This is a genomic window from Balneola sp. (genome assembly GCA_002694685.1).
Lineage (GTDB): Bacteria > Bacteroidota > Rhodothermia > Balneolales > Balneolaceae > Gracilimonas.
Genome location: NZMW01000004.1, coordinates 579,748 through 601,982, shown reverse-complemented (window position 1 = coordinate 601,982; position 22,235 = coordinate 579,748). Strand labels below are relative to the sequence as shown.

Below are 22,235 nucleotides of genomic sequence, written 5' to 3'. Positions count from 1 at the left end.
CATTCCTGCTTAGTTAAAAAAGCCAGGAGAAATGCTTCGAGTAATTTATTACCTATGGAACTGTATCGGTATACTGATTCTTTTGTCATTACCATTAGAAGAGGTACGTGCCCAACCCATAGCTTCTGAAGGGGTTATTGACCTCTCCTCATTTCAAATTGAATCTCAAAACTCTTTAGAGCTTAATGGTGAATGGGGGTTCTACTGGAATGAATTACTGGCCCCTTCTGCAACTCAGACTTCTGAAAAAAAGACCTATGTAGAGTTTCCACATCTATGGAGGGACTCCGATCTCCCCTCTTTTGGATATGCAACATACACGCTACAGATCATAAAGCCTCAAAGTCACCCTCCCCTGGCTTTAACTATTCCTGACCTCTACACCGCTTACACTTTGTTTATCAATGGCACTGAGGTTTCCAGAAATGGCGAAGTTGCCACAAATCCCGAAGATTATACTCCCTTCTGGCTGCCTAAAACCGTCTCAATAAATCAATTCGATTCTGATACACTTAACCTTGTGCTTCAGGTTTCTAACTTTAAGCACAGTAAAGGCGGTATCCGGCTCCCCATTATTTTAGGGAGTGCAAAACACCTTGAACGAGAGCGAACTATTGAAATTGGCTATACCCTTCTTTTAACCGGATGCCTCTTTATGATCGGTCTCTTCTTTCTGGGACTATATCTATTTGGGCGCCACGAAGAGCCCATGATATATTTTGCAGCTGTTTGTTTCTTTTTCAGCTACCGTGTTTTTGGCACTGAACTCTACCCTCTTCATTATTTATTTCCAGAGATCCCTTGGATATTGACCATCAAAGCCGAGTATTTCTCACTTTATTTTACCGCCTTTCTGTTTTGCGCTTTTGTAAAGAAATTATACCCAGTCGAAGTAAATAAGTATATACTCTACGCTTTTAGTGGAGTTTTTGGCACGCTCTCGGCGATTACTCTTTTCTTTCCTGCCTTCTACTTTACCAGCCTGATTAACTTGTTTTTTGGAGTCCTTCCCTTACTCATTGCTTATATAACATGGGTATACATTAAGGCAACCATCAATAAAAGAGAGGGTTCAGGTTTTGCTCTAGCGAGTACGGTCATGGTATTCGTTGTATTCAGTCATAACCTACTGGAGTATTTCACCCTTCTTGACGAGAACCTGCTGCTGAACTTCATTGGGTTCTTTTCATTTTTCTTTTTGCAGTCTTTGATACTTTCTTACCGTTTTACAAATTCTTTGAGCAAAGCACGCATAAAAGCTGAAGAAGCTGCAAAAGCTAAAAGTCAGTTTCTCTCTACGATGAGTCATGAAATTCGGACCCCGTTAAATGCAGTTATTGGGCTTTCCGAGCTGTTGCTGGATACTGATTCCGAAGATGAAAAACAGGACTTTGCTATTCACATCAAGAAGAGCGGGGAAAACCTGCTGGAGATTTTGAATAACATTCTGGATTATTCAAAATTTGAGTCTACCGGTATAGATAAGGAATTGAAGCCTGTCAATGTTAGTAAAGTGGTTCACGAAATCGTGAATATGCTAACTCCTCTTTCAACTAATAAAAGGTTAAGTATTGAAACCAAGGTCAGTCACGACATTCCTGATTTGGTTATGACGGATGAAACTCACCTCAAACAGATCCTAATCAACTTAATTGGAAATGCCGTTAAGTTTACTCATGAAGGAAGTGTTGTCGTATCGGTTGATAAAATTTCAAATACCCATTCAAATAGAAAAGGAAATCTAAAATTCTCTATCAAGGATTCGGGTGATGGGATTTCTAAGAAAGACATGAACCGTTTATTCAAGAGCTTTACCCAGCTAGATTCCAGCAGAACCCGAAAACATGGCGGTACCGGTTTAGGACTCGTTATCAGTAAGAAGTTGGTTGAATCTTTAGGAGGTGAAATTTGGTTTGAAAGCGAGGTTGATAAAGGTTCTCAATTCTATTTCACTATAGAAGCCAAAGAGACAAAAGCTACGGAAACAGCTGTAGAAAGCACCGAAATTCACTCCGATAAATCGGTTCACGAAAATAAGCATGTTAAGGTACTTGTGGTTGAAGACAACATCCTTAATCAAAAAGTTATTGAAAAAATTCTTGAGAAAAGTGACCTCAAAGTCGACATTGCTAATAATGGAAAAGAGGCCCTGGAGATGTTAGAACTCACTGATTACAACCTCATTTTCATGGATATGGAAATGCCCATTATGGATGGCATTGAAGCAACTCGACTGATTCGAAAAAACTTAGCCCAAGAAAAACAGCCCATCATTATCGCTATGACCGCCAATGCTTTCCTGGAAGACAGAGAGCGATGCCTTGAGGCAGGAATGAATGACTTTATCTCAAAACCTGTGTCTGTAGATAAAGTTAAAGCCATGCTGAATCACTGGATTAAATAATTTTACAGAGCTTTACTCAGGATATCATTTTTTTTCAAATAAGTATCTAAATGATGCTTAAGATTGGTTCCATTAATAATGCATTTATCAGCAAAAAAAATATGTTGAACCGTTACCTATCGACATTATTATTTGTAACAATTTTAGGCCTATCCTTCACCTCCTGCGAGGTAAAGCCGGAAGTGTCTGAACATAATGTTGAGCGTATTATAAAAGATTTAAGCGCAAACTCGATGAAAGGGCGTCACGCTTTTGGAGATGAGATCTCTATAGCTGCTGATTATATTTCAAATGAGTTTTCTGACATTGGACTAACTACCGTTTCTGGACAAGATAATTTCCGCCAGAACTTTACTCTTTACTCTATCAAACCCGCCGATGTTTCCGTTTCTGTAAACAACAAAGCTCTGGATGATCAGCATTACTTTGGCTTAGTTTATGAAGAGGAGATAAGTTGGAAAAATGATGCAGAGATTCACAGAATTGATCAGAGCGATGACTATCGAAACCAATTCAGAAAGTACTCTTCTGACGAAAAATCTTCTCTCATTGTTGTTGATGAAGCACATAAAATGCTCTTCCATCGATACCGCTCATATTTCAGCCGCTCTATTAGGACTATGGAGCTCGGCTCAAAGCCAAACGACGTATTTATCCTGTCAAATGAGAACGTAAATTCATTTGATATACAGATTAAAAACAATGTTACACCAATAGACCTCTATAATGTAGCCGGTAAAATTGAAGGCGAAAGAGACGATGAGATTGTTCTCATCTCCGCTCACTACGATCATATTGGCGTTGTTTCACCCGTTGATGAAGACTCTGTTGCCAATGGCGCCAATGATAATGCCTCCGGGGTTTCTGCTGTCATAGAACTTGCCCGCTATTTCAAGGAAATGCCAAAACCCGAGCGCACCATTTACTTTGTCACTTTTACAGCAGAAGAAGTTGGTGGATATGGCTCGAAATATTTTTCGAGTCAGGTAAATCCGGATGAAATCACCGCTATGTTTAATATTGAAATGATTGGAAAACCTGCTGTCGAGGGACCAAACACCGCCTGGATCACCGGCTTCGAGAAATCAACCTTTGGCGAAATTTTGCAAAACAGCGTTTCTGATTCGAGCTTTACTTTTTATCCCGATCCTTACCCGAGTCAGAATCTCTTTTATAGATCAGACAACGCCCCCCTTGCTGAGTTAGGGGTTCCGGCTCATAGTATAAGCACAACTCCAATTGATGTTGATCAGGATTACCATCGTATTACTGATGAGTTTAAAACACTAAATATCCCTCACACTACCAATACAATCACTGCCATTGCAAAAGCTGCATGGGTCATCATCTCAGGTGAAGAGACTCCTACTCGCATTAAAAATGAAGACGAGAATCTCACTTCTAATGATTAATACCATACCACTGTTGGGTAATACAGTGGATAGAACCTTGCCCCCAAACTAAATCAGCACAGTCTATTCCAATTACTTTTCGCGTCGGGAAGTATTTCCTCAACAGCTCAAGCGCCTGTCCATCATACCGCTTGTCATAAGTAGGTACCAACACAACTCCATTAGCTATATAGAAATTAGCATAACTTGCGGGTACATATTCTGAACCGTCTACCGTGGTTCCTTCAATTTTTGTTTGTGGTAACGGTAGCGTCTCAATGTTAAGTGGCTTTCCATTCTTAAGAGTTACCGACCGCAAGATTTCCAGATTCTCCTGAAGTGAATCGAAATTGACATCATTTTCATCATCGCAAACCATGGTCATAACCGTATCCTTATTAAGGAAGCGTGTGATATCATCAATATGTCCATCGGTATCGTCTCCAGCTAATCCCCTCTTCAGCCAAATTATTTGCTCTACCCCGAGATAACGCTGAAGTCTTTTCTCAATCTCTTCTTTTGATAAATTCGGATTCCGGTTTTCATTCAACAGTACCGATTCCGTTGTCAATAAAGCTCCATCTCCATTCACATCAATTGAGCCACCCTCTAAAATCATCTCAGGGACTATACGATCTATGCTGAATTTATTGGCAATGTATTGAGGTAAACTGTTGTCATCTTCCCAAGGTGGATATTTCTCTCCCCAGGCGTTGTATCCCCAATCGGTGATTGCAAATCCTTCTTCAGTTTTAACAAAAATAGGACCGCAATCCCTAGCCCACACATCATTAATTTTTCGTTGATGGATGATAATGCGATCTAAATCAACAGCCTTAAGTGATAACTTTTGCATCACCCTGTTTCGGATCTCAAGGCTTTCAACAAACAAATGAATGGGTTCAAAAAAATGCAGCTCTTCAATAATCCGGCAATAGACTTCTTCCACCCTTTCTAGCCGTTCTCCCGGCCAGGTTTCTCTATTTGAAGGCCAGTGAAGTTGTGTAGCGGCATGGCGTGACCATTCCGGTGGCATTTTAAATTGCTTATGGCTCACTGGTCATCCATTCTTTTGAGGATGGGCTTATATAATTCAATCCGCCGGTCTCTAAAAAACGGCCAGGTTTTGCGCTGTTGCTCAATTTCAGATAAATCGATTTCGGTCACAAGGATCTCTTCCTTACTTCCGGCTTTATTGAGCACTTGCCCAAAAGGTCCGGCTACAAAAGAACCACCCCAAAATTTAGATCCGGATTCTTTTCCAACACGATTTACGGAAGCCACAAAACAGCCATTCGCAATGGCATGGCTACGCTGAATCGTCTCCCATGCATCCTGATATTCCTTTTTCTCCTTTTTCCCTTCTGTAGGAAGCGTTCCAATAGCAGTCGGATAGAATAGGATATCAGCGCCTTTCAAAGCGGTTATTCTTGCTGCCTCGGGATACCACTGATCCCAACAAATAAGTGTACCTATTTTTCCAAATTTGGTATCGAACACCTTAAATCCAGTCTCTTCATCTCCGGGAGTGAAGTAATATTTTTCATAGAATCCCGGATCATCAGGAATATGCGTTTTGCGGTAATTGCCTAAAACCTGTCCGTCTACATCAATTACAACCAATGAATTATGATAGATGCCTTTGGCTCGTTTCTCAAAAAATGGAGCAACAATCACGACCTCCAATTCTTTGGCTAAATCCGATAAACTTATTACCAACTCTCCATCAATGGGTTCTGCCCAGTCAAAATAATCGTCGTTATAATCCACACAAAAATACAGCGTATTAAAGAGTTCTTGCAGACAAATAATTTGAGCGCCTTGTTCTGCAGCCTCTCGTATTAAACCCATTTGAGTGTACAGATTGTCCTTCGGGTTCGATGTACAGGATGTTTGAATCAGACCAATGCTGACTTTTTCTTCTTTCATAGCAGATCACTTAGTTGAGTCCCTAAATTATGGAAACTGAGTGCCAAAAGAATGCATAAAAAATCGGGAAGCCTTAAAACTTCCCGATTAGTTTGTACCCCGAAAAACCGATGAATTGAGCAAGAGTGTCTGCTCACTTATATATGCGTAATAAAACGTTCATATGGTTCATTTATCTCAGTAATTAAAAATAATTTTCAATTATTATGGTTCACAAAATCTCACAAATCATTTATAGACAATACTTTAGTTGAAATAACTTCCAACTTTGTTTATATACTCCATTATTAGAGAACAATAAGTAATAGTGCTCTGTCTTATCGATGAAAAAAACTGAAGTAACGCAGCTGCTTGCGCGGTTAAAATCCGGTGATAATGAAGTTTATGATGAGCTTTATCCCCTCATTTATGAAGAGCTTCGCCAGTTGGCTCATCAACATATGAATAAGCAAAGGCATGATCATACTCTCTCCAAAACAGAGTTGGTTCATGAAGCATATCTTAAGATGACAGATCAATCTGAAATGAATGTCTCTGATAAAAATCATTTCCTCGCCATTTCTTCCAGGTGCATGCGCCAAATTCTTATTGATTATGCACGCAAAAAAAGTGCTGACAAACGGGGTGGGAAAAAGAAAGACCTTACTTACATAGACGAAATTTTCAGTCGCCAAAACAAAAAAGCAGAGGAACTGATCGTTATTGACCGTGCACTTAATGAACTAGAAAAGTTGAATGAGCGACTGGTTAAAATAGTAGAAATGAGGTTCTTCGGTGAGATGACAATCGAAAACACTGCCGAAGCACTGGATATTTCAAAAAGCACAGTTAAAAGAGATTGGGCAAAAGCTCGAGGATGGCTACACAAAGAACTAAAGGGGAAATTTGGCTCTCCAGACTAATCCTTCTGCAATATTAGCTAAATAAAAACTGGTTTTAATCCTTACTAAATAACTGATTCGAAATGGCCGACTACAGCTGGACCGAAGTTGAAAAAATAATTGACGAAGTTTTAGAATTACCGGAAGATGAACGCGAAGAATTCATCGAAAATAAATGTGCGGGTAATAAAAAACTGGCCAAAGAAGTACGGCAATTATTAAACTCAATTACTGATTCAGAAGGCTGGCTCGAAAACCCTCAAGATTATAAAGAAGGGTTATTTGAGGGGGTTTCTGATGATTTATCTTCACTACCAAAGAGCCACAATCTGATTGGCAACAAAATTGGTTCCTATATCATTAAAGAGAAAATTGGTGAAGGTGGAATGGGCTCTGTGTTTCGGGCAGAAAGAGCCGATGAAGACTTTACCCATGTCGTTGCTCTTAAGATCATCCAAAAGCACCGAGCTACCGAAGAAAATATTCAGCGTTTCAGAAAAGAACAGCAAATCCTGGCAAGTCTTAATCACCCGGGAATAGCACAATTCTATGATGGTGGGGTTACAGATGGAGGATTTCCATTTATCATCATGGAGTATGTACATGGAATGCCTATCACTGAGTATTGCAAGAAAATGAACTGCTCAACCACTCAAAAAATTGAGCTTTTCTCGAAAGTATTGGAAGCTGTGCAGTATGCCCATGAGAACCTGACTATCCATAGAGATCTTAAACCAGAAAACATTCTTGTTGACCAAAACGGAAATGTTAAGATCCTGGATTTTGGAATATCAAAACTGTTGGATGAAGAAGACTTTGGGCTTACCCGTACAGATGCTCAGGTTTTAACACTTCGTTATGCTTCTCCTGAGCAGATTAAGGGCGGAAATATCACTACCGCTTCAGATTTCTATTCGCTTGGTATCATACTATACAAATTACTTACGGATAAGGAACCGTTTGATCTAGATGACCTGACCCGCTATCAGGTTGAAAAAGTAATCGTCGAAAATGATCCTGAACTACCAAGTTCTGTTGCAGACACCGGCTTGAGGAAAAAACTCAAAGGTGATCTCGATGCCATAGTGATGAAGTCTATCCGTAAAGAGCCCGAGTCACGTTACAGAGCGGCCAGTGAATTCTTAAGCGACTTGGACCACTATTTTAACGGACTCCCTGTCTCGGCTCGTGATGGCTCATTTCAGTATCGATCAAAAAAGTTTATTCGACGACATCGACAGGGTATTGGCATCGCTGCCGGCATTGTTTTTTTAATAGCCGTCTTAGTGGGATTTTATACCTGGCGAATAACACAAGAAAAAAACCTGGCTCAGCTGGAAGCTCAGAAATCAGAAGAGATTACCTCATTTGTGATTAACCTTCTGGAAGAAAATTATCCTCAGAATTCTCAGGGAGATACCGTCACCGTTCGGCAGATACTTGACAAAAGTACCACAGAGATTCCTATGCTTGATAAATCTTCTGAAATTCAAGCTAAGCTTCTGCAGGTTATTGGGCATGCTTATAATTCTGTTGGGGAGCCTAAAAAAGCACGCCCTTTATTAGCCCGATCGATTTTTATTTTAGATTCTCTAAACGTCTCAAATACTGAGTTAGCTCATACTTATAACGTTGCCGGTATCATATATCGTGATTTGGGTAAACTCGATTCGGCAGAAATTCAGCTGCGAAATGCAGTAAAGATGTTTCAGGAACTTGATAAAAGAAGATTACCTGAATACCCAAAAGCACTAAAGAATTTAGCTTATGTCTTAAGGGTACAATCAGCGTATGAGGAAGCCTCCAAACTGATTGAGGAGGCATTAGAGATTGAATATCAAATTTATGAAGCTCCGGATGTCAACGTTGCAGAAAGCATTTATATTCTTGCATCCATAAACAGATATCTGGGCAAATACGAAGTTGCCCTGGAATACCAGCAAGAATCACTGCAAATGATTAAGGCAATCACAGAAGGCCCACATCCGGGTATTGTAGCCAATCTTTCAAACATTGCTGTCCTTCATCAAATTTTGGGTGATACTTTGGCTTCAAAAACAAATTTCCTGCAGGCAATGGAGATGGCCGAAACGCTTTTTGGTTATGAACATCGGGAAGTTGCCAATCTTTCTTCTAGTATATCAAGTATTTACGTTCGGGAAGGAAAATTCGATTCAGCTAAAATTTATATAGAGCGTTCACTGGATATAACCCGGAAGACTTCAGGCACAGATAATCCGCTTTATGGGCATTTTATCAACGCTTATGGGGAATTCTATTTTGAACAGAATAAATTCTCAAAAGCTGATTCCATGCATTTGGAAGCTTTAAAAGTCTTCAAAAATAATTTAAAACCCAATCACCCTACCATTGCACTAACCATTCGAAATCGAGCTGATATAGCCATGAAAGAAGAAAATTTACCAAAAGCTCGACTTTTACTGGAAGAATCTCTCTCGATGTTAAATTCGAATTACGAGAATACACACCCTGAAGTTCAGAAAGGGACAAAGCTGTTACAAAGCGTTTATCATGATTTAGATGAAATGGGAAAAGCCGATTCACTCGGGCAATATGTCACAGCACCATGACCTAATAAAACTCCTTGTTGCTAAACTTCACAGGCAAATTTGATTTAATATTCGCAGGCAAATAAGAAAAATTAAAAAAACTTCTGAACACACTTCTCTTTTTACTTTATTAATTCAAGCAACAAAGTACCTAATCATTGTTATTTAAGTAAAATTAACACGAGGACATAATTTAAGAAAAGCGCTTCCATGAATATCCTAAAATCCTCTTAAAAGTCCCTAAATATACGCTTCAGGGTTAATATTCAGTACTTATATCCTTACCTTTGAGACTCTCAAAAAATCAAAAAATTATATATGAGTGAAGATACTATGACTCCTCCAAAAAGCACCCACAGCCTCGACTATATCGGACTGGGCGAAAACGAAAATGTCTTTTGGAATCTCTCACCTGCTGAACTGTATGAACAAGCTATTTTAAGAAATGAGGCTGTTCTCACCAAGGATTATGCCCTGCGTGTATTGACCGGAAAATTCACTGGCCGTTCTCCTCAGGATAAGTTCATTGTAGATCAACCTTCTATACACGACGACATTGACTGGGGAGATGTAAATCAACCTATTTCTGAAGAAGTATTTGATAACCTCTACGAGAAAGTTGTCAATTATCTGAATACTAAAGATCTCTTCGTGAAAGACCTCTTTTGCGGAGCTGATGAGAACAATCGCCTTAATGTTCGTGTGGTTAGTGAAGCCGCGTATCATGGTTTGTTTGCTCATAATATGTTTATTCGTCCAACAGCCGAAGAGCTCGAAAACCATGAGCCGGAATTTACGGTTCTTGCGGCTCCTCACTTGAAAGCAGACCCTGAAAAAGACGGTACTCGAACCAGTACTTTTATCCTTTGTAATTTTGATAAGAAAATCATTCTTATCGGTGGCACTCTCTATTCAGGTGAAGTTAAGAAAGGTATCTTCTCTGTTATGAATTACCTCCTTCCAAAAAAAGGAGTCATGGCTATGCACTGCTCTGCCAACCATGATGAGAATGGAAAAACAGCAGTGTTCTTTGGATTATCTGGAACTGGAAAAACTACTCTTTCCGCTGATCCGGATAAAACTTTGATTGGTGATGATGAGCACGGCTGGAGCAATGAAGGCACTTTCAATTTTGAAGGTGGTTGCTATGCTAAGACTATCAATCTTTCTCAAGAAAATGAGCCTCTGATTCACGCTACTACTAAAATGCCCGGAACAATTCTGGAGAATGTAGTGCTTGACGAGAACAGAGAGCCGGACTTTGATGATGTAAGTCTTACGCAAAACACACGCTGCTCATACCCACTTCATTTTATTCCAAATGCCAGTGAAACTGGAAAAGGCGGGCATCCGGAAAATATTATCTTTCTAACCTGTGATGCTTTTGGTGTCCTCCCTCCCATTTCTAAGCTGACCCCTGACCAAGCGATGTACCACTTCATAAGTGGATATACTGCAAAAGTAGCTGGTACAGAACGTGGAGTAACGGAACCGGAAGCAACTTTTTCTGCTTGTTTTGGCGCACCATTTATGCCTTTACATCCTACTGTGTATGCAGAATTGTTGGCAGAAAAGATCCGCGAACACGATGCCAATGTATGGTTGGTTAATACAGGCTGGACCGGAGGAGAATATGGTGATGGACACCGCATGAAACTTCCTCACACCCGTAAAATGTTGAGTGAAGCCCTTGCTGGAAACCTCGACAACGTCAGCTATGAAACAGACCCGGTATTTGGATTCGAAATTCCGACTTCCGTTGATGGCGTTCCATCTGACGTTCTTTTCCCAAGAAATACCTGGAGTGACAAAGACTCTTATGATGCTAAAGCCAGGACATTAGCTCAAATGTTTATCACTAATTTTGAGCAGTTTCAGGATGAAGCCAGTGATGAGTTAATGAACGCAGCTCCAAAAGCTAAGTAAGCTTTAGCACATACAATTATAATTTACTTTCCAAACCCACTCTGAATTTCAGAGTGGGTTTTTATTTTGTATCATTTACCATGAAATTTTCGAAAGCCCTAATTTGCCTCACCTTACTGCTAACCGGATGTGATTTCAGTAATCCTGAAAGTCCTGATTTAGACCTTATAATCCCCAACTCTTATACCATTTATAAAACCTCTTCCCCACTCACCATAGATGGGAAAAATGAAGAAAGTGTTTGGGATAAAGCTGAATGGACCGATCCTTTCATAGATATTCTGGGAGAAATAATGCCAAAACCCTACTATGACACTCGTGTAAAAATGCTCTGGGATGAAGAGTACATCTACTTTTACGCGGAGATGGAAGAGGAACATGTTTGGGGAGATATCACACAAAGAGATGCCGTTATTTTTTATAACAATGACTTTGAGATTTTTATTAAGCCCAATCAGTATCAACCTTATTATGGTGAATTTGAAGTAAATGCTCTCGGCACTCTCTGGGAATTATTTTTAGCCCGGCCATATCGCAGAAATGGTCCGGTATTAGACCATTGGGACTTAAATGGCACCAAAGTCGGAGTAGATGTTCAAGGAACTTTAAATGACCCTTCAGACATAGATGAAAGCTGGAGCGTTGAACTAGCCATTCCCATCAAACCATTAGCTAATATAGACCGTGGCAATGACTTCGGGGTTGGAAGCATGTGGAGAATAAATTTCTCCAGAGTTCAGTGGCAGCATCAAATAACCGATGGTGTGTATGAGAAGAAAACCGATGATCAGGGTAACAGATTACCTGAGAACAACTGGGTTTGGACTCAACAATCCGCCATTGACATGCACCGGCCGGAGCATTGGGGATACTTATATTTCGCTGAAAATCAGGACTCAGAAATAGATAAGGATGGCTTAGAAAACGAATATCAGCTTCTATTTCACCTGTATAGAAATCAGCTTAATTGGCAGAGAGATAACGGTACCTTTTCTGCAGATATTAAAAATCTCGGGGGGAGTAATTTCAATATTAACGAAACTAAACTTACCGCTAGCACCACCTTAACAAAGCTGGGTTTTGAACTTACCGTTACAAATTCTGAACAGACTTCTCTTACCATAAATCAAGACGGCTATATCATAAAAACACCATGAACCATAGATTCACCCTCTTATTCGTACTCACTTTTGCTCTTATTTCACAAAGCTGTACTCAAAAAACTGAACAAGTAAATACTTTTATGGTCGCAGCTTGGACCGGTGCAGATATTGCCGAAACTGAAGATGAATGGCGTGACAAGCTTGAAGATTTTTCTGCAAATGGTCTGTCTGACTTATTTCTGTCTGCAAGCCCTGAAGAAACGGAAAGAGTTGTGGAGTACGCTTCAGAATACAAGATCAACATCCATGCATGGGTTTGGACTTTAAACAGACCTGGCGATTCTACCGCGGCACAGAATCCGGATTGGTATGCTGTGAACCGTAATGGAGATAACTCTTATGACTACCGGGCTTATGTTGACTACTATCAGTGGCTATCTCCTTTCTCACCCGGAGCTCGGGAATACATTAAGTCCACGATGCAAGAATATGCCGAGATACCCGGTTTAACTTCTGTCCACTTAGACTATGTTCGTTATGTTGATGTGATACTTGGAGCCGATCTTCAGCCTAAATACGATTTGGTTCAAGACCGCCAGTTTCCAGAATATGACTACGGTTATCACCCTATCGCCAGAGAAGGTTTTGAAGAACTTTTTGGGGTTGATCCCATTGAAATGGAGCATCCGGAATTGAGTATGGAATGGTTACAATACCGGCTTAATGCGGTCACCAGCTTGGTGAATGAGATTTCAGAAATTGTACACGATCAAGATAAATTACTGACTGCTGCTGTCTTTCCTTTTCCTGAAATGAGCCGTCAAATGGTCCGCCAGGATTGGGCTAGCTGGAACTTGGATATCGCACTACCTATGCTCTATCAAAATTTCTATCGACAGAACCTGGAGTGGATTAAGTTTTCTGCAGAACAAGGAGTCCGTGAAGCCCATGGGAGATTCAATATCGTTGCCGGACTCTATATCCCAAGCTTAACCCCTGATGAACTGAGAACAGCTATTCAAAAAGCAAAAGAAGGTGGTTCTAAGGGGATTTCAGTTTTCGATGTGAATGCCCTTAGCGATGAACATTGGGAAGTACTGAAAGAGACTAATAATTAGTCTTCAGCGAGAGCATTCAGTTTTTCAAGGTTATCCTGAACTCTGAGTGCTTCAATAGCCTCGTCTATTCCACCTTTCATGATGTTATCCAGATCATATAGCGTAAGGTTAATACGGTGATCTGTAAATCGGCCCTGCGGGAAATTATAGGTGCGGATTTTTGCTGATCGGTCACCCGTGGAAATCTGACTTTTACGCTCCGCAGCTCTTTCCTTCTGTTTCTGCTCCAACTCAATGTCGTACATCTTGGCGCGAAGCATGGTGAGTGCTTTTTCCTTGTTTTGATGCTGAGAACGCTCTTCCTGACATTCAACCACAATTCCTGTCGGTTCATGGGTCAGGCGAATGGCTGAGTCCGTTTTGTTAACGTGCTGCCCTCCTGCTCCACTGGCACGGAAAGTATCCACCCGAACGTCTCCCATATTTATATCTATATCGACTTCCTCAACTTCCGGTAAAACTGCCACTGTTGCAGCTGAAGTATGAACGCGTCCCTGACTTTCGGTCTCAGGAACTCGTTGTACACGATGAACGCCACTCTCGTACTTCATCTTCCCAAATACTTCATTTCCTTCCAGCTGAAATACAATTTCCTTATAACCGCCTTTTTCGGAATGATTGATGCTCATGATACTCATCTTCCAGCCCTGCTTATCCGCATAGCGACGGTACATCTCAAACAAATCGCCTGCAAAAATAGCCGCTTCATCTCCACCAGTTCCAGCCCTGACTTCCACAATCGCGTTATTAGAGTCTTCCGGATCTTTAGGAATCAGCTTCATCTTAATCTCTTCCTCAAGCTCAGCCAGCTGCTTTTTTATCTCGGTATTTTCATCTCGGGCCATCTCAGTAATTTCAGCATCCTCATTCATTTCAATGAGTTCATTGTTGCCTTTCTGACGATCAGTGAGATCTTTCCATGTATCATAATCCTGAACCAGTTCTTCGAGATCACTGCGTTCTTTAGTAAGTTCAGTATACTTATCAGGGTCATCAAATACGGCAGGGTCACTCATAGCCGCGTTCACTTCTTGAAACCTTGATTTAATTTGCTTTAGCTTTTCTTCTATATCCATTGTAGAGCTGATATTGTTTGAGCCTCAAAATTAAGGATTAAGAATCAGTATTAATACCTATTTCACAAAAAGCTTTTAAACCGGAAGATAGATTCACTCCCTAATCATCCTTACCTTAAAAGAAAAACTCTTTATGTCTCGTACTTCTATTCCTGCGAACCTCAAACTTGGATTTCTTGGTGCCGGTCAGCTTGCCCGAATGAGTGCACTTGAAGCCTTTCGATTTGGTATTCAAGTTTCCGTTTTTTCCGATCGAACTGAGAATGAACCCGTTCAGTTTATGACGCCTTATTCTACTTCAGGATCTTTTGATTCAGTAGATGATATGGTGGAATTTGCGAAAGGCTGTGATGTAATCACTCTGGAAAATGAATTTATAAGTTCTGACATACTAAAGGAAGTTCAGGAAAAAAGCGGGACTCCGATCTTTCCATCTCCTGATAGCTTTGCACTCATCGAGAACAAACTAATTGAGAAGCAAACATTTGAAGCAGCAGGTATTCCTGTCACACCCTATAAACTGGTTAAAAGTGAATCTGATTTGTCAGAATTTGGAGATCAACATGGCTGGCCGTTCATGCTTAAATCTTCCAAAGGCGGTTATGATGGGTATGGAAACGAGACGGTCAGGGATTTAGAATCCGCAAAACAGGCATTCTCGAACCTTGGCGGAGATAAAGGGCAGGATATATTAGCTGAGGCCTTCGTTGATTTCACCAAAGAACTCGCAGTACAAGTAGCACGTAATGAAACGGGCACCGTAGTTTACCCTTGTTGTGAAACCGTACAGAAAAACCATATTTGTGTGGCGGTTTTATCCCCCGCTCCTGTAGAAAAAATCGTGCAGGAAATGGCTCAGGAACTTGCTGTAAAAGCAACTGAGGCTATTGATGGAAAAGGTATTTTCGCCTTTGAGTTTTTCTTAACAAAAGATGGTCACCTTATTCTAAATGAATCTGCGCCCCGCCCTCACAACTCCGGTCACTACACCATTGAGGGAACCGTAGCATCCCAGTTCGAAAATCATGTGAGAGCCGTATTGGGACTTCCACTTGGATCAACCCGACTAAACAAACCTGCTGTTGCCATGATAAACCTGTTGGGCACTCATAAACGTGCTGCTGAGACTGACCATATTTCGGAAGCACTGAATGAAGAAAACGGACACCTTCATGTATATGGAAAAGTAGACAGCAAGGTAGGTCGTAAAATGGCTCATTATACTTTGTTGGGTGAAAATCTGGAAGAGACTTATAAGAGTGCTCTGCATGTGACTCGAAAGATCGAGATTTAACATTGGTTCGCACCGACGCAGAGCGTGCGGAGCGAGGTATCTATATCCCACAAAATTGGGATTCTGATTTCTAAATTCTGAATTCTATATTCCTTTTCAAAGATTAAACTCAAATAATGATTCAACAATGAGTAATCCAATCGTCGGAGTAGTAATGGGCAGCGACAGTGACTGGCCCACCATGAAAGAAGCCACTGAAATTCTGGATCATTTTGGCGTGCCTTACGAGAAACGAGTGGTTTCAGCTCACCGCACCCCCGATGTTATGGCGGATTATGGAAAAGAAGCCCGAAATCGGGGAATCAGGATTATTATTGCCGGAGCCGGAGGAGCTGCCCACCTTCCGGGGATGCTAGCTAGCCATACAACCCTGCCTGTTATCGGCGTACCGGTTAAAACAACGGCTCTTGGCGGCGTTGACAGTCTTTACTCTATCGTCCAAATGCCCAATGGTATTCCTGTAGCTACAGTTGCTATTGGTAAGGCTAAGAATGCCGGTTTACTTGCTCTTCGAATGTTAGGTATGAATGATGATAGTCTCACCCAGAAGCTGGAAACTTATCACAAAGAAATGGCTGAAGAGTCGATGAAAAAGACAGAAAACCTGAAATAGGATTCTAATCTAGCCTGGAAATCTGTCACAGCGGCTAAGGGTTCCTGCTTAAATAAACCGGGAAGGAAAAACTCCTTAATTTCTGATTGATTTAAATATTTGATTTATTTACTCTGGTAAAAAGGGTCAAATATTGAGTTATGAGAGATATAAAGGGGTTTTACGTTCTACTTTTCTGCTTTTCGCTAATGATAGGCGGTTGTTTTCGAAATATGGACTGCTTATTTGAATTACCGGAGAACAATAACCAAATGGCACTGATGGAGATAATCTTTAGTCCTGATTTCTCCCAATCAGAAATTCTTAGAGAATCTATTTTCCCTGGTGAAGGAACACACTTTTCGTACGAGCATGAGCTCTCTCGATTTCATTATTCATTCCATAGGAGAATTGCACTTTTTGATAATGCTGACCATGGATTTGTTAACTATGGGTTTGATAAGCAAGTATTTGATCAAGGGTTCTCGGTAACAATCATTCCTTACCTGCCAGATAACTCAAGCCCAAACCGAAGTGATTATGACTACCTCCTCGAAAATAATGAGACGGTATTTGACCTGTGGTCCAGCATAAAGCCTGAGAATCCTTTTTCAGGAGATAGTGTAAGTACTTTTTCATCATCTTTGATCAGGTATAATCACACGAATTCAGACACATCCGTCATATTTACACATGAACCGGTTTTTATCGATTCGTCTACCTTTTCCAATATCAGAATAGTTGATCTGCGATATACCCTAGGTGGAACCCTTCTGGTTATCCTTAATGAAATAGAGTATCAAATAGAATACATAGAAGACTACAATTACTACCATGGTGTTGAAAGCAACCATAATATGTTCTTAATTGAAATCAATAGCGATAATTCGGTAGATACTCTTTTATCTGTTCCAGAGTCCGATGCTAAATTCCCCCTTACTAACCTTTACGTTACTCAAAACATGATATTGATGAGTGCAAATCAATACACCTATGAGTATAACATGACATCAGGAGAAATGGGATTATTATATGAAGGTACCATTCCTCGTAACGTGGCCGTGGATGAGCAATCACTGACTTTTGACGATGGGAATAAATACTACCGGCTTGAAGATGATCATGTGTTTGATCTCTCTGCATACTTTAGCAGTATTGCTTACTCCATTCCTTACCAAAATCTGGTTGCTGTTCAAACTTTCGCTGATAAAGATAAGATTTTCATTTTTGACGTAGATACCGAAGCTATAGTACATACCATTACTATAGATGATTTACCTGAATTTAATCCTGTTAATGGTGATTCCAGGTATCGTTTAGAGAATCCTATTTTCACTGCACAGGGGGAATTAGTTCTTATGTATTTCCGCGAAACTTACTTAACAGACGAAGATTATGAACGCCGGTGCGAATAACTTGCCCTTTAAAATTAATTACACGCTATCCTTTGTGAAAGGCCTAAAATAACGTACTTTTAGGATGGATTTTTGACGACAGTTAGACTACAAATTTTTCTGATATAGCTCTTATTTCTCTTACAATCCGATAATTTATAACCACAATTTGATACTATGAATATTTATATAGGAAACTTGAGCTACGACGTAACAAGTGACCAACTTAGAGAAGTTTTTGAAGCTTATGGTGAAGTTAGTTCAGCCAAAGTTATTACTGACAGAAACTCAGGTCGTTCTAAAGGCTTTGGTTTTGTTGAAATGGACAATAAAGCTGCAGCAGAAGCTGCTATTGAACAACTTGATGGCGCCGAAATTGACGGCCGTTCTGTAAAAGTTAACGAGGCTAAACCTCGAAACTAAGTTTTCCGTTTTTTTGATTTTCAAGCCCTGCATAACAACCGTGTGCAGGGCTTTTCTGTTTTATTAATTTGACCAAAAAAGAGGGTAACTTTTACACTCCCTGTTAGTACATAGAAGAGTATTATTAAATTTAAAAACTATAGGAGCTTTCATTATGATTATGACAACCACAAATAACCTGGAAGGTAAAGAAGTAAAGCGCTATCTCGGTATCGTAACCGGGGAAGCCATTTTAGGGGCGAACATATTTAAAGATTTCTTTGCTGGTATCAGAGATATAGTAGGTGGGAGATCAGGTGCGTACGAGAAAGAGCTTAAAGAAGCTCGCAGAATTGCATTCGAAGAAATGGAAATGAAAGCTAACAGTGTTGGCGCTAATGCTATTCTGGGAATTGATATTGATTACGAAACGATTGGGGCAAATGGCAGCATGCTTATGGTTACCGTGACCGGCACAGCCGTTTCTGCTGAATAAATAAATTTAAAGATTGAAAGGGCATGATTAAGCATGCCCTTTCATTCAACTACCCAAACATATCTTTCATCTTAGAAAAGAAGTTCTTCTCACTTCCATCCAAGTTTTTTGGGTCGAAATTATCTTCATCTTTAAAAGACTTCATCGCTTCCTTCTGCTTGTCAGAAAGGTTTTCGGGCATATAAACATTTAGGCGTACATACTGATCGCCGTCTCCGGAATTATTGAGTCCTTTGATTCCGCGCCCTCTCATTCGCAACATTTTACCAGGTTGTGTACCTGCATCAATTTTTAGTTTGGCTTTTCCTTTCAGAGTTGGAACCTGAACTTCAGTTCCAAGAACTGCATCTGGGATGCTCAAGGTGAGGTTGTAATAAATATTATTACCATCACGGTCAAAGTGCTCGTGCTCTTTCTCTTCAATAAGGACAATCAGCGATCCTGCAGAGCCACCACGTCTTCCGGCATTACCTTGCCCTCTTAGGGTTATATAATTCCCGTTAGAGACGCCTGAAGGGATATTCACCTTAATGGTTTCCTCTCCTTTCACACGTCCTTCGCCACTACATTTCTTACACTTATTCTTGATGATGCGACCTTCACCCGCACACGTTGGGCAAGCCTGTACATTCACCATTTGGCCAAGCATGGTTCGGGTCACTTGCCGAACTTCACCCATTCCGTTACATGTAGAACAAGTTTCGAAATCTGAATCGGTTTCAGCGCCGGTTCCGCTACATTCGTCGCATTTAATCTGTTTTTTGATCTTGAGCTTTTTCTCTGCTCCAAATGCAATTTCTTCCAGAGTTAACGGCATTCGGATCTTCATATCTGAACCAGGCTGTCCTGGCTCGCGGCGACTACGTGAACGGCCTCGGCCACCCCCGCCTCCAAAAGCTTCTTCACCAAAGAATCCACTTCCGAAAATATCACCAAATCGACTGAAGATATCTTCAAAGCCCATATTGTCGAAGTCGGCTCCGCCACCGAAACCTCCCTGACCATTAACACCTTGATGACCAAACTGGTCATAACGAGCTTTTTTATCGGGATCTTTCAGCACTTCATATGCTTCTGATGCTTCTTTAAATTTCTTTTCGGCATCATCATCCCCCTTATTTCTATCGGGGTGAAATTTCATGGCCTTTTTGCGGTAAGCTTTTTTAATCTCAGCTTCCGAAGCACCTTTATCTACACCTAATATCTCGTAATAATCTCTTTTAGTGGACATGTTTTACTCGCTTACAATTACTTTAGCGTGTCTTACTGTTCTATTTCCAATCTTGTAGCCATTCTCTATTACCTGGAGCACTACATCACTTCCTGTCTTTTCATCCGGAGCCGGCTGTTTCATCATTGCATCATGAAGATTAACATCAAAGGGAACGCCAGTATCATCAATTCGCTCTACTCCATGTTTCTGAAGTACATTCTGAAATTTGTCGGATACCATCTGAACCCCTTCCAGAAAGCTATTTTCTATCTCCGATTCTTCTGCAGCTTTCAGAGTTCTTAGCAAGTCATCACTAATAGGCATGAAATCTTCTAGTGCTCCGGCCTTAGCTTCCTCAAATAGCTGAACGCGTTCTCGCTGTACGCGCTTTCTCACATTATCTAACTCAGCTGCTTTCCGGAGTAAGCCATCCTTTGTATTAGCCAGCTCTTGCTCCAGCTCTTCAATTCTGCTATCCCGTTCATCCTTTTCTTCTTCTGAAGCTGCTTCTTCAGTATTTGTATCCTGAACTTCTTCAGCAACCTCTTCTTGGGTTGAAATTTCTTCTTCTGAAATCTTTTCTTTGCTCATCTACCTATTCTCAGCGTTAATTCTTAAAAATTTTCTTTGATTTGTTCTGATTAGAGCAAATAGCATGCCATCAATTGATATCAATAACCGGAGTGACAAAGTTACTTCATTCTGTCATCACGCCGGATTAATGACACAAAAAAACCCACATACAACTTAATGTATGTGGGTTTTCTTTGAATCTCTTATCGGGCTATGAGCCGATCTGGCTTACGCAATCACCGGCACAAGTTTGTACACTTGGTAGATTTAGCACGCTTACTTCAGGCAAAGTTGCTCCAAAAGTACTTTCCACGGTTTCAAGTACATCATTTACAAGCAACGCATTTCCTCTTTGATTAGGATGAATCCCATCCGTAGAGAAGACACCATTTGGACTAAAGTCTGGCGCTAGATTTGTTCCGGAAACTCTAATTCCAAGCTGACCATCGCTTAATCCAAATAAATCTGCAAAAGTGCCATTAGCTGCATTTGTACTATGGAAAGCAATCCGGGTTGAATTTGCGTTTGCTCCTTGTACTACCTGTTGCATAGTACCATTGAAAGTCTGGCGAGCAGTCTCAATCTCTACAATCTCATCACTTGTCAGCGTATATTGGTCAGCTAAAGGAACAACGACACCAATTTGTGACTGAGGATTGTTTGGATCAGCTAAGGTACCCAGAATTGAACCTGCTGGAAGCAGAACCAACTCGTCGCCTAACTGAGGAATATCTCCCATCATAGGTCTTGCCTGCTCGTACGGTACTAATGCAGCGCGTTGTGCAGCACTGATAGCACCTGCTCCTTCAAGCTGATCGAACTTAGGACCAAGATCTTCCAGGTTATCATCAACAATAAGAATTGGGTTGGCACCAGCTGAGTATTCTACTTTTCTCATCGCAGCGTCTTGTGCATCGTGGCCAAGGTTTGCTACAATCCCATCAAGGGCAGCATTAAATCCGGCAAAAGCTTGATTAAGTGCTCCTGCTGTAGCCTCATCAAGTGTGACGTTATCATAGGTAACCGCACGGAAATAAGGAATAGCAAGAATTGGCGGAATATCAATTACAACCCCTTTAAGATCAGGTACCGACATCAGTGTGTTGACCACCGCACCAAAACGAGTCTGGTAATCAGCAGTAGATGTGAAAATCGCATCGTTTGTAGCTCCGCTTACTGCAAATCCAAGTACATCATTGTTCCCAATCCAAAGTGAAAAGAATGTTGGCCCCGCGCTAATAGCATCCCCTAGTATGGTTGAACCGTTTGATCCATCCTGACTTGGGTTACTTGCAAAGCGAGCATAAAATGGACTGTAAGCAGGATTCATATCAGAATTTGGCCCACCGGTTGCAGCAGTCAGAAGCTGACCTACCTGTATTCCCGGAACCCCAAAGTTGTTTAGCTCATTTGTTGCCCCGGTATAAGGAGTAATGGCGTCACCACCCACTACAGGTGATGGCCCCGGAATACTGGTATCAAGCTTAAATCTTCCTAAGATACCAACTTGTGAATTCGGGTTTGCCACAGCTGTATTAAACCCATTAACAGAATTTATGTCAGGCTGATTGAAGTTCTCAGTTCCGCCTACAACTTCGAATTGTGCATTCATCATTGCTGCAACTGAGTTTCCCTGACCTGCGTTGTACAAAGCAGCATCCATATAACCAGCAGTAAGCGAATTACCGATGGCTACATAATTACTGAAATTAGCATCACCTGCGGTATAATTTACATTAGGTTCACCGGGTAATGGATTATCATTTATTCTGTCATCTATAAGGTCTTGTTCCTGACCTTCGCAGCCTGTAAAAACGAGAGCTGCTACTAAAAGTAATTTTGAAAGTTGTTTAAAGCGTTTCATAATAAAATC

Annotated in this window: 18 protein-coding genes; 12 read left to right on the top strand and 6 right to left on the bottom strand. The window is 40.8% G+C overall.

Annotation, left to right across the window (positions count from 1 at the left end; translation table 11 throughout):
• Positions 1-31: 31 nt before the first annotated feature.
• Positions 32-2,404, top strand: coding sequence for an ATPase (locus CL667_08055; protein ID MAL17651.1), 2,373 nt, complete (start codon positions 32-34; stop codon positions 2,402-2,404).
• A gap of 101 nt (positions 2,405-2,505) precedes the next feature.
• Entirely contained in the window at positions 2,506-3,816 is a 1,311-nt protein-coding gene (locus tag CL667_08050; GenBank protein MAL17650.1) for a hypothetical protein, read from the top strand.
• Here CL667_08050 and CL667_08045 read toward each other — a convergent pair.
• Together CL667_08045 and CL667_08040 are read right to left on the bottom strand one after the other, a co-directional pair.
• Positions 3,806-4,852 (bottom strand): agmatine deiminase, encoded by a 1,047-nt coding sequence (locus tag CL667_08045; protein MAL17649.1) that lies wholly within the window; start codon positions 4,850-4,852, stop codon positions 3,806-3,808. The genes CL667_08050 and CL667_08045 overlap by 11 nt on opposite strands.
• Entirely contained in the window at positions 4,849-5,724 is an 876-nt protein-coding gene (locus CL667_08040) for an acyltransferase (protein MAL17648.1), read from the bottom strand. The genes CL667_08045 and CL667_08040 overlap by 4 nt, the downstream gene beginning before the upstream one ends.
• Positions 5,725-6,047: 323 nt before the next feature.
• Between CL667_08040 and CL667_08035 the strand changes: the two genes are divergently transcribed.
• The 5 genes from CL667_08035 (at position 6,048) to CL667_08015 (ending at position 13,322) form a co-directional block, all read left to right on the top strand.
• Positions 6,048-6,626, top strand: coding sequence for an RNA polymerase subunit sigma-70 (locus tag CL667_08035; GenBank protein ID MAL17647.1), 579 nt, complete (start codon positions 6,048-6,050; stop codon positions 6,624-6,626).
• A gap of 62 nt (positions 6,627-6,688) precedes the next feature.
• Positions 6,689-9,196 (top strand): hypothetical protein, encoded by a 2,508-nt coding sequence (locus tag CL667_08030; GenBank protein MAL17646.1) that lies wholly within the window; start codon positions 6,689-6,691, stop codon positions 9,194-9,196.
• A gap of 312 nt (positions 9,197-9,508) precedes the next feature.
• Positions 9,509-11,101, top strand: coding sequence for a phosphoenolpyruvate carboxykinase (ATP) (locus CL667_08025; GenBank protein MAL17645.1), 1,593 nt, complete (start codon positions 9,509-9,511; stop codon positions 11,099-11,101).
• 53 nt (positions 11,102-11,154) lie between these two features.
• On the top strand, positions 11,155-12,258 hold the full coding sequence (locus CL667_08020; protein MAL17644.1) for a carbohydrate-binding family 9-like protein: 1,104 nt from the start codon (positions 11,155-11,157) through the stop codon (positions 12,256-12,258).
• Positions 12,255-13,322: a hypothetical protein gene (locus CL667_08015; protein MAL17643.1), complete on the top strand. Its 1,068-nt coding sequence runs from the start codon at positions 12,255-12,257 to the stop codon at positions 13,320-13,322. The genes CL667_08020 and CL667_08015 overlap by 4 nt, the downstream gene beginning before the upstream one ends.
• Here CL667_08015 and CL667_08010 read toward each other — a convergent pair.
• Complete coding sequence (locus tag CL667_08010; protein ID MAL17642.1) at positions 13,319-14,392, bottom strand: peptide chain release factor 1; 1,074 nt, start codon at positions 14,390-14,392, stop codon at positions 13,319-13,321. The genes CL667_08015 and CL667_08010 overlap by 4 nt on opposite strands.
• 139 nt (positions 14,393-14,531) lie before the next feature.
• Between CL667_08010 and CL667_08005 the strand changes: the two genes are divergently transcribed.
• The 5 genes from CL667_08005 (at position 14,532) to CL667_07985 (ending at position 18,576) form a co-directional block, all read left to right on the top strand.
• Positions 14,532-15,692 carry a 5-(carboxyamino)imidazole ribonucleotide synthase gene (locus CL667_08005; GenBank protein MAL17641.1) on the top strand — a complete coding sequence of 387 codons (1,161 nt, stop codon included), beginning with the start codon at positions 14,532-14,534 and terminating at the stop codon, positions 15,690-15,692.
• Between the two features lie 127 nt (positions 15,693-15,819).
• Entirely contained in the window at positions 15,820-16,305 is a 486-nt protein-coding gene (gene purE, locus CL667_08000; protein MAL17640.1) for a 5-(carboxyamino)imidazole ribonucleotide mutase, read from the top strand.
• A 251-nt stretch (positions 16,306-16,556) separates the two neighbouring features.
• Entirely contained in the window at positions 16,557-17,699 is a 1,143-nt protein-coding gene (locus CL667_07995) for a hypothetical protein (GenBank protein MAL17639.1), read from the top strand.
• A 156-nt stretch (positions 17,700-17,855) separates the two neighbouring features.
• A complete protein-coding gene (locus CL667_07990) occupies positions 17,856-18,101 on the top strand; it encodes an RNA-binding protein (protein MAL17638.1) in 246 nt (81 codons plus the stop codon).
• A 154-nt stretch (positions 18,102-18,255) separates the two neighbouring features.
• Complete coding sequence (locus CL667_07985) at positions 18,256-18,576, top strand: hypothetical protein (protein MAL17637.1); 321 nt, start codon at positions 18,256-18,258, stop codon at positions 18,574-18,576.
• A gap of 49 nt (positions 18,577-18,625) precedes the next feature.
• On the opposite strand, the gene dnaJ is transcribed toward CL667_07985, so the two are convergent.
• The 3 genes from dnaJ to CL667_07970 all read right to left on the bottom strand — a co-directional run bounded on the left by dnaJ (position 18,626) and on the right by CL667_07970 (position 22,226).
• Positions 18,626-19,807 carry a molecular chaperone DnaJ gene (dnaJ, locus tag CL667_07980; GenBank protein ID MAL17636.1) on the bottom strand — a complete coding sequence of 394 codons (1,182 nt, stop codon included), beginning with the start codon at positions 19,805-19,807 and terminating at the stop codon, positions 18,626-18,628.
• Between the two features lie 3 nt (positions 19,808-19,810).
• Complete coding sequence (grpE, locus tag CL667_07975; protein MAL17635.1) at positions 19,811-20,380, bottom strand: nucleotide exchange factor GrpE; 570 nt, start codon at positions 20,378-20,380, stop codon at positions 19,811-19,813.
• Between the two features lie 193 nt (positions 20,381-20,573).
• A complete protein-coding gene (locus CL667_07970) occupies positions 20,574-22,226 on the bottom strand; it encodes a hypothetical protein (GenBank protein MAL17634.1) in 1,653 nt (550 codons plus the stop codon).
• Positions 22,227-22,235 lie beyond the last annotated feature (9 nt).

What these genes read in the sequence shown, in the direction of transcription:
- purE (MAL17640.1), top strand. Translation starts at nt 15,820, where the DNA reads ATGAGTAATCCAATCGTCGGAGTAGTAATGGGCAGCGACAGTGACTGG.
- CL667_08005 (MAL17641.1), top strand. Translation starts at nt 14,532, where the DNA reads ATGTCTCGTACTTCTATTCCTGCGAACCTCAAACTTGGATTTCTTGGT.
- CL667_08040 (MAL17648.1), bottom strand. Translation starts at nt 5,724, where the DNA reads ATGAAAGAAGAAAAAGTCAGCATTGGTCTGATTCAAACATCCTGTACA.
- CL667_07995 (MAL17639.1), top strand. Translation starts at nt 16,557, where the DNA reads ATGGCACTGATGGAGATAATCTTTAGTCCTGATTTCTCCCAATCAGAA.
- CL667_07990 (MAL17638.1), top strand. Translation starts at nt 17,856, where the DNA reads ATGAATATTTATATAGGAAACTTGAGCTACGACGTAACAAGTGACCAA.
- CL667_07985 (MAL17637.1), top strand. Translation starts at nt 18,256, where the DNA reads ATGATTATGACAACCACAAATAACCTGGAAGGTAAAGAAGTAAAGCGC.
- CL667_08055 (MAL17651.1), top strand. Translation starts at nt 32, where the DNA reads ATGCTTCGAGTAATTTATTACCTATGGAACTGTATCGGTATACTGATT.
- CL667_08035 (MAL17647.1), top strand. Translation starts at nt 6,048, where the DNA reads ATGAAAAAAACTGAAGTAACGCAGCTGCTTGCGCGGTTAAAATCCGGT.
- CL667_07970 (MAL17634.1), bottom strand. Translation starts at nt 22,226, where the DNA reads ATGAAACGCTTTAAACAACTTTCAAAATTACTTTTAGTAGCAGCTCTC.
- CL667_08030 (MAL17646.1), top strand. Translation starts at nt 6,689, where the DNA reads ATGGCCGACTACAGCTGGACCGAAGTTGAAAAAATAATTGACGAAGTT.
- dnaJ (MAL17636.1), bottom strand. Translation starts at nt 19,807, where the DNA reads ATGTCCACTAAAAGAGATTATTACGAGATATTAGGTGTAGATAAAGGT.
- CL667_08015 (MAL17643.1), top strand. Translation starts at nt 12,255, where the DNA reads ATGAACCATAGATTCACCCTCTTATTCGTACTCACTTTTGCTCTTATT.
- grpE (MAL17635.1), bottom strand. Translation starts at nt 20,380, where the DNA reads ATGAGCAAAGAAAAGATTTCAGAAGAAGAAATTTCAACCCAAGAAGAG.
- CL667_08025 (MAL17645.1), top strand. Translation starts at nt 9,509, where the DNA reads ATGACTCCTCCAAAAAGCACCCACAGCCTCGACTATATCGGACTGGGC.
- CL667_08050 (MAL17650.1), top strand. Translation starts at nt 2,506, where the DNA reads ATGTTGAACCGTTACCTATCGACATTATTATTTGTAACAATTTTAGGC.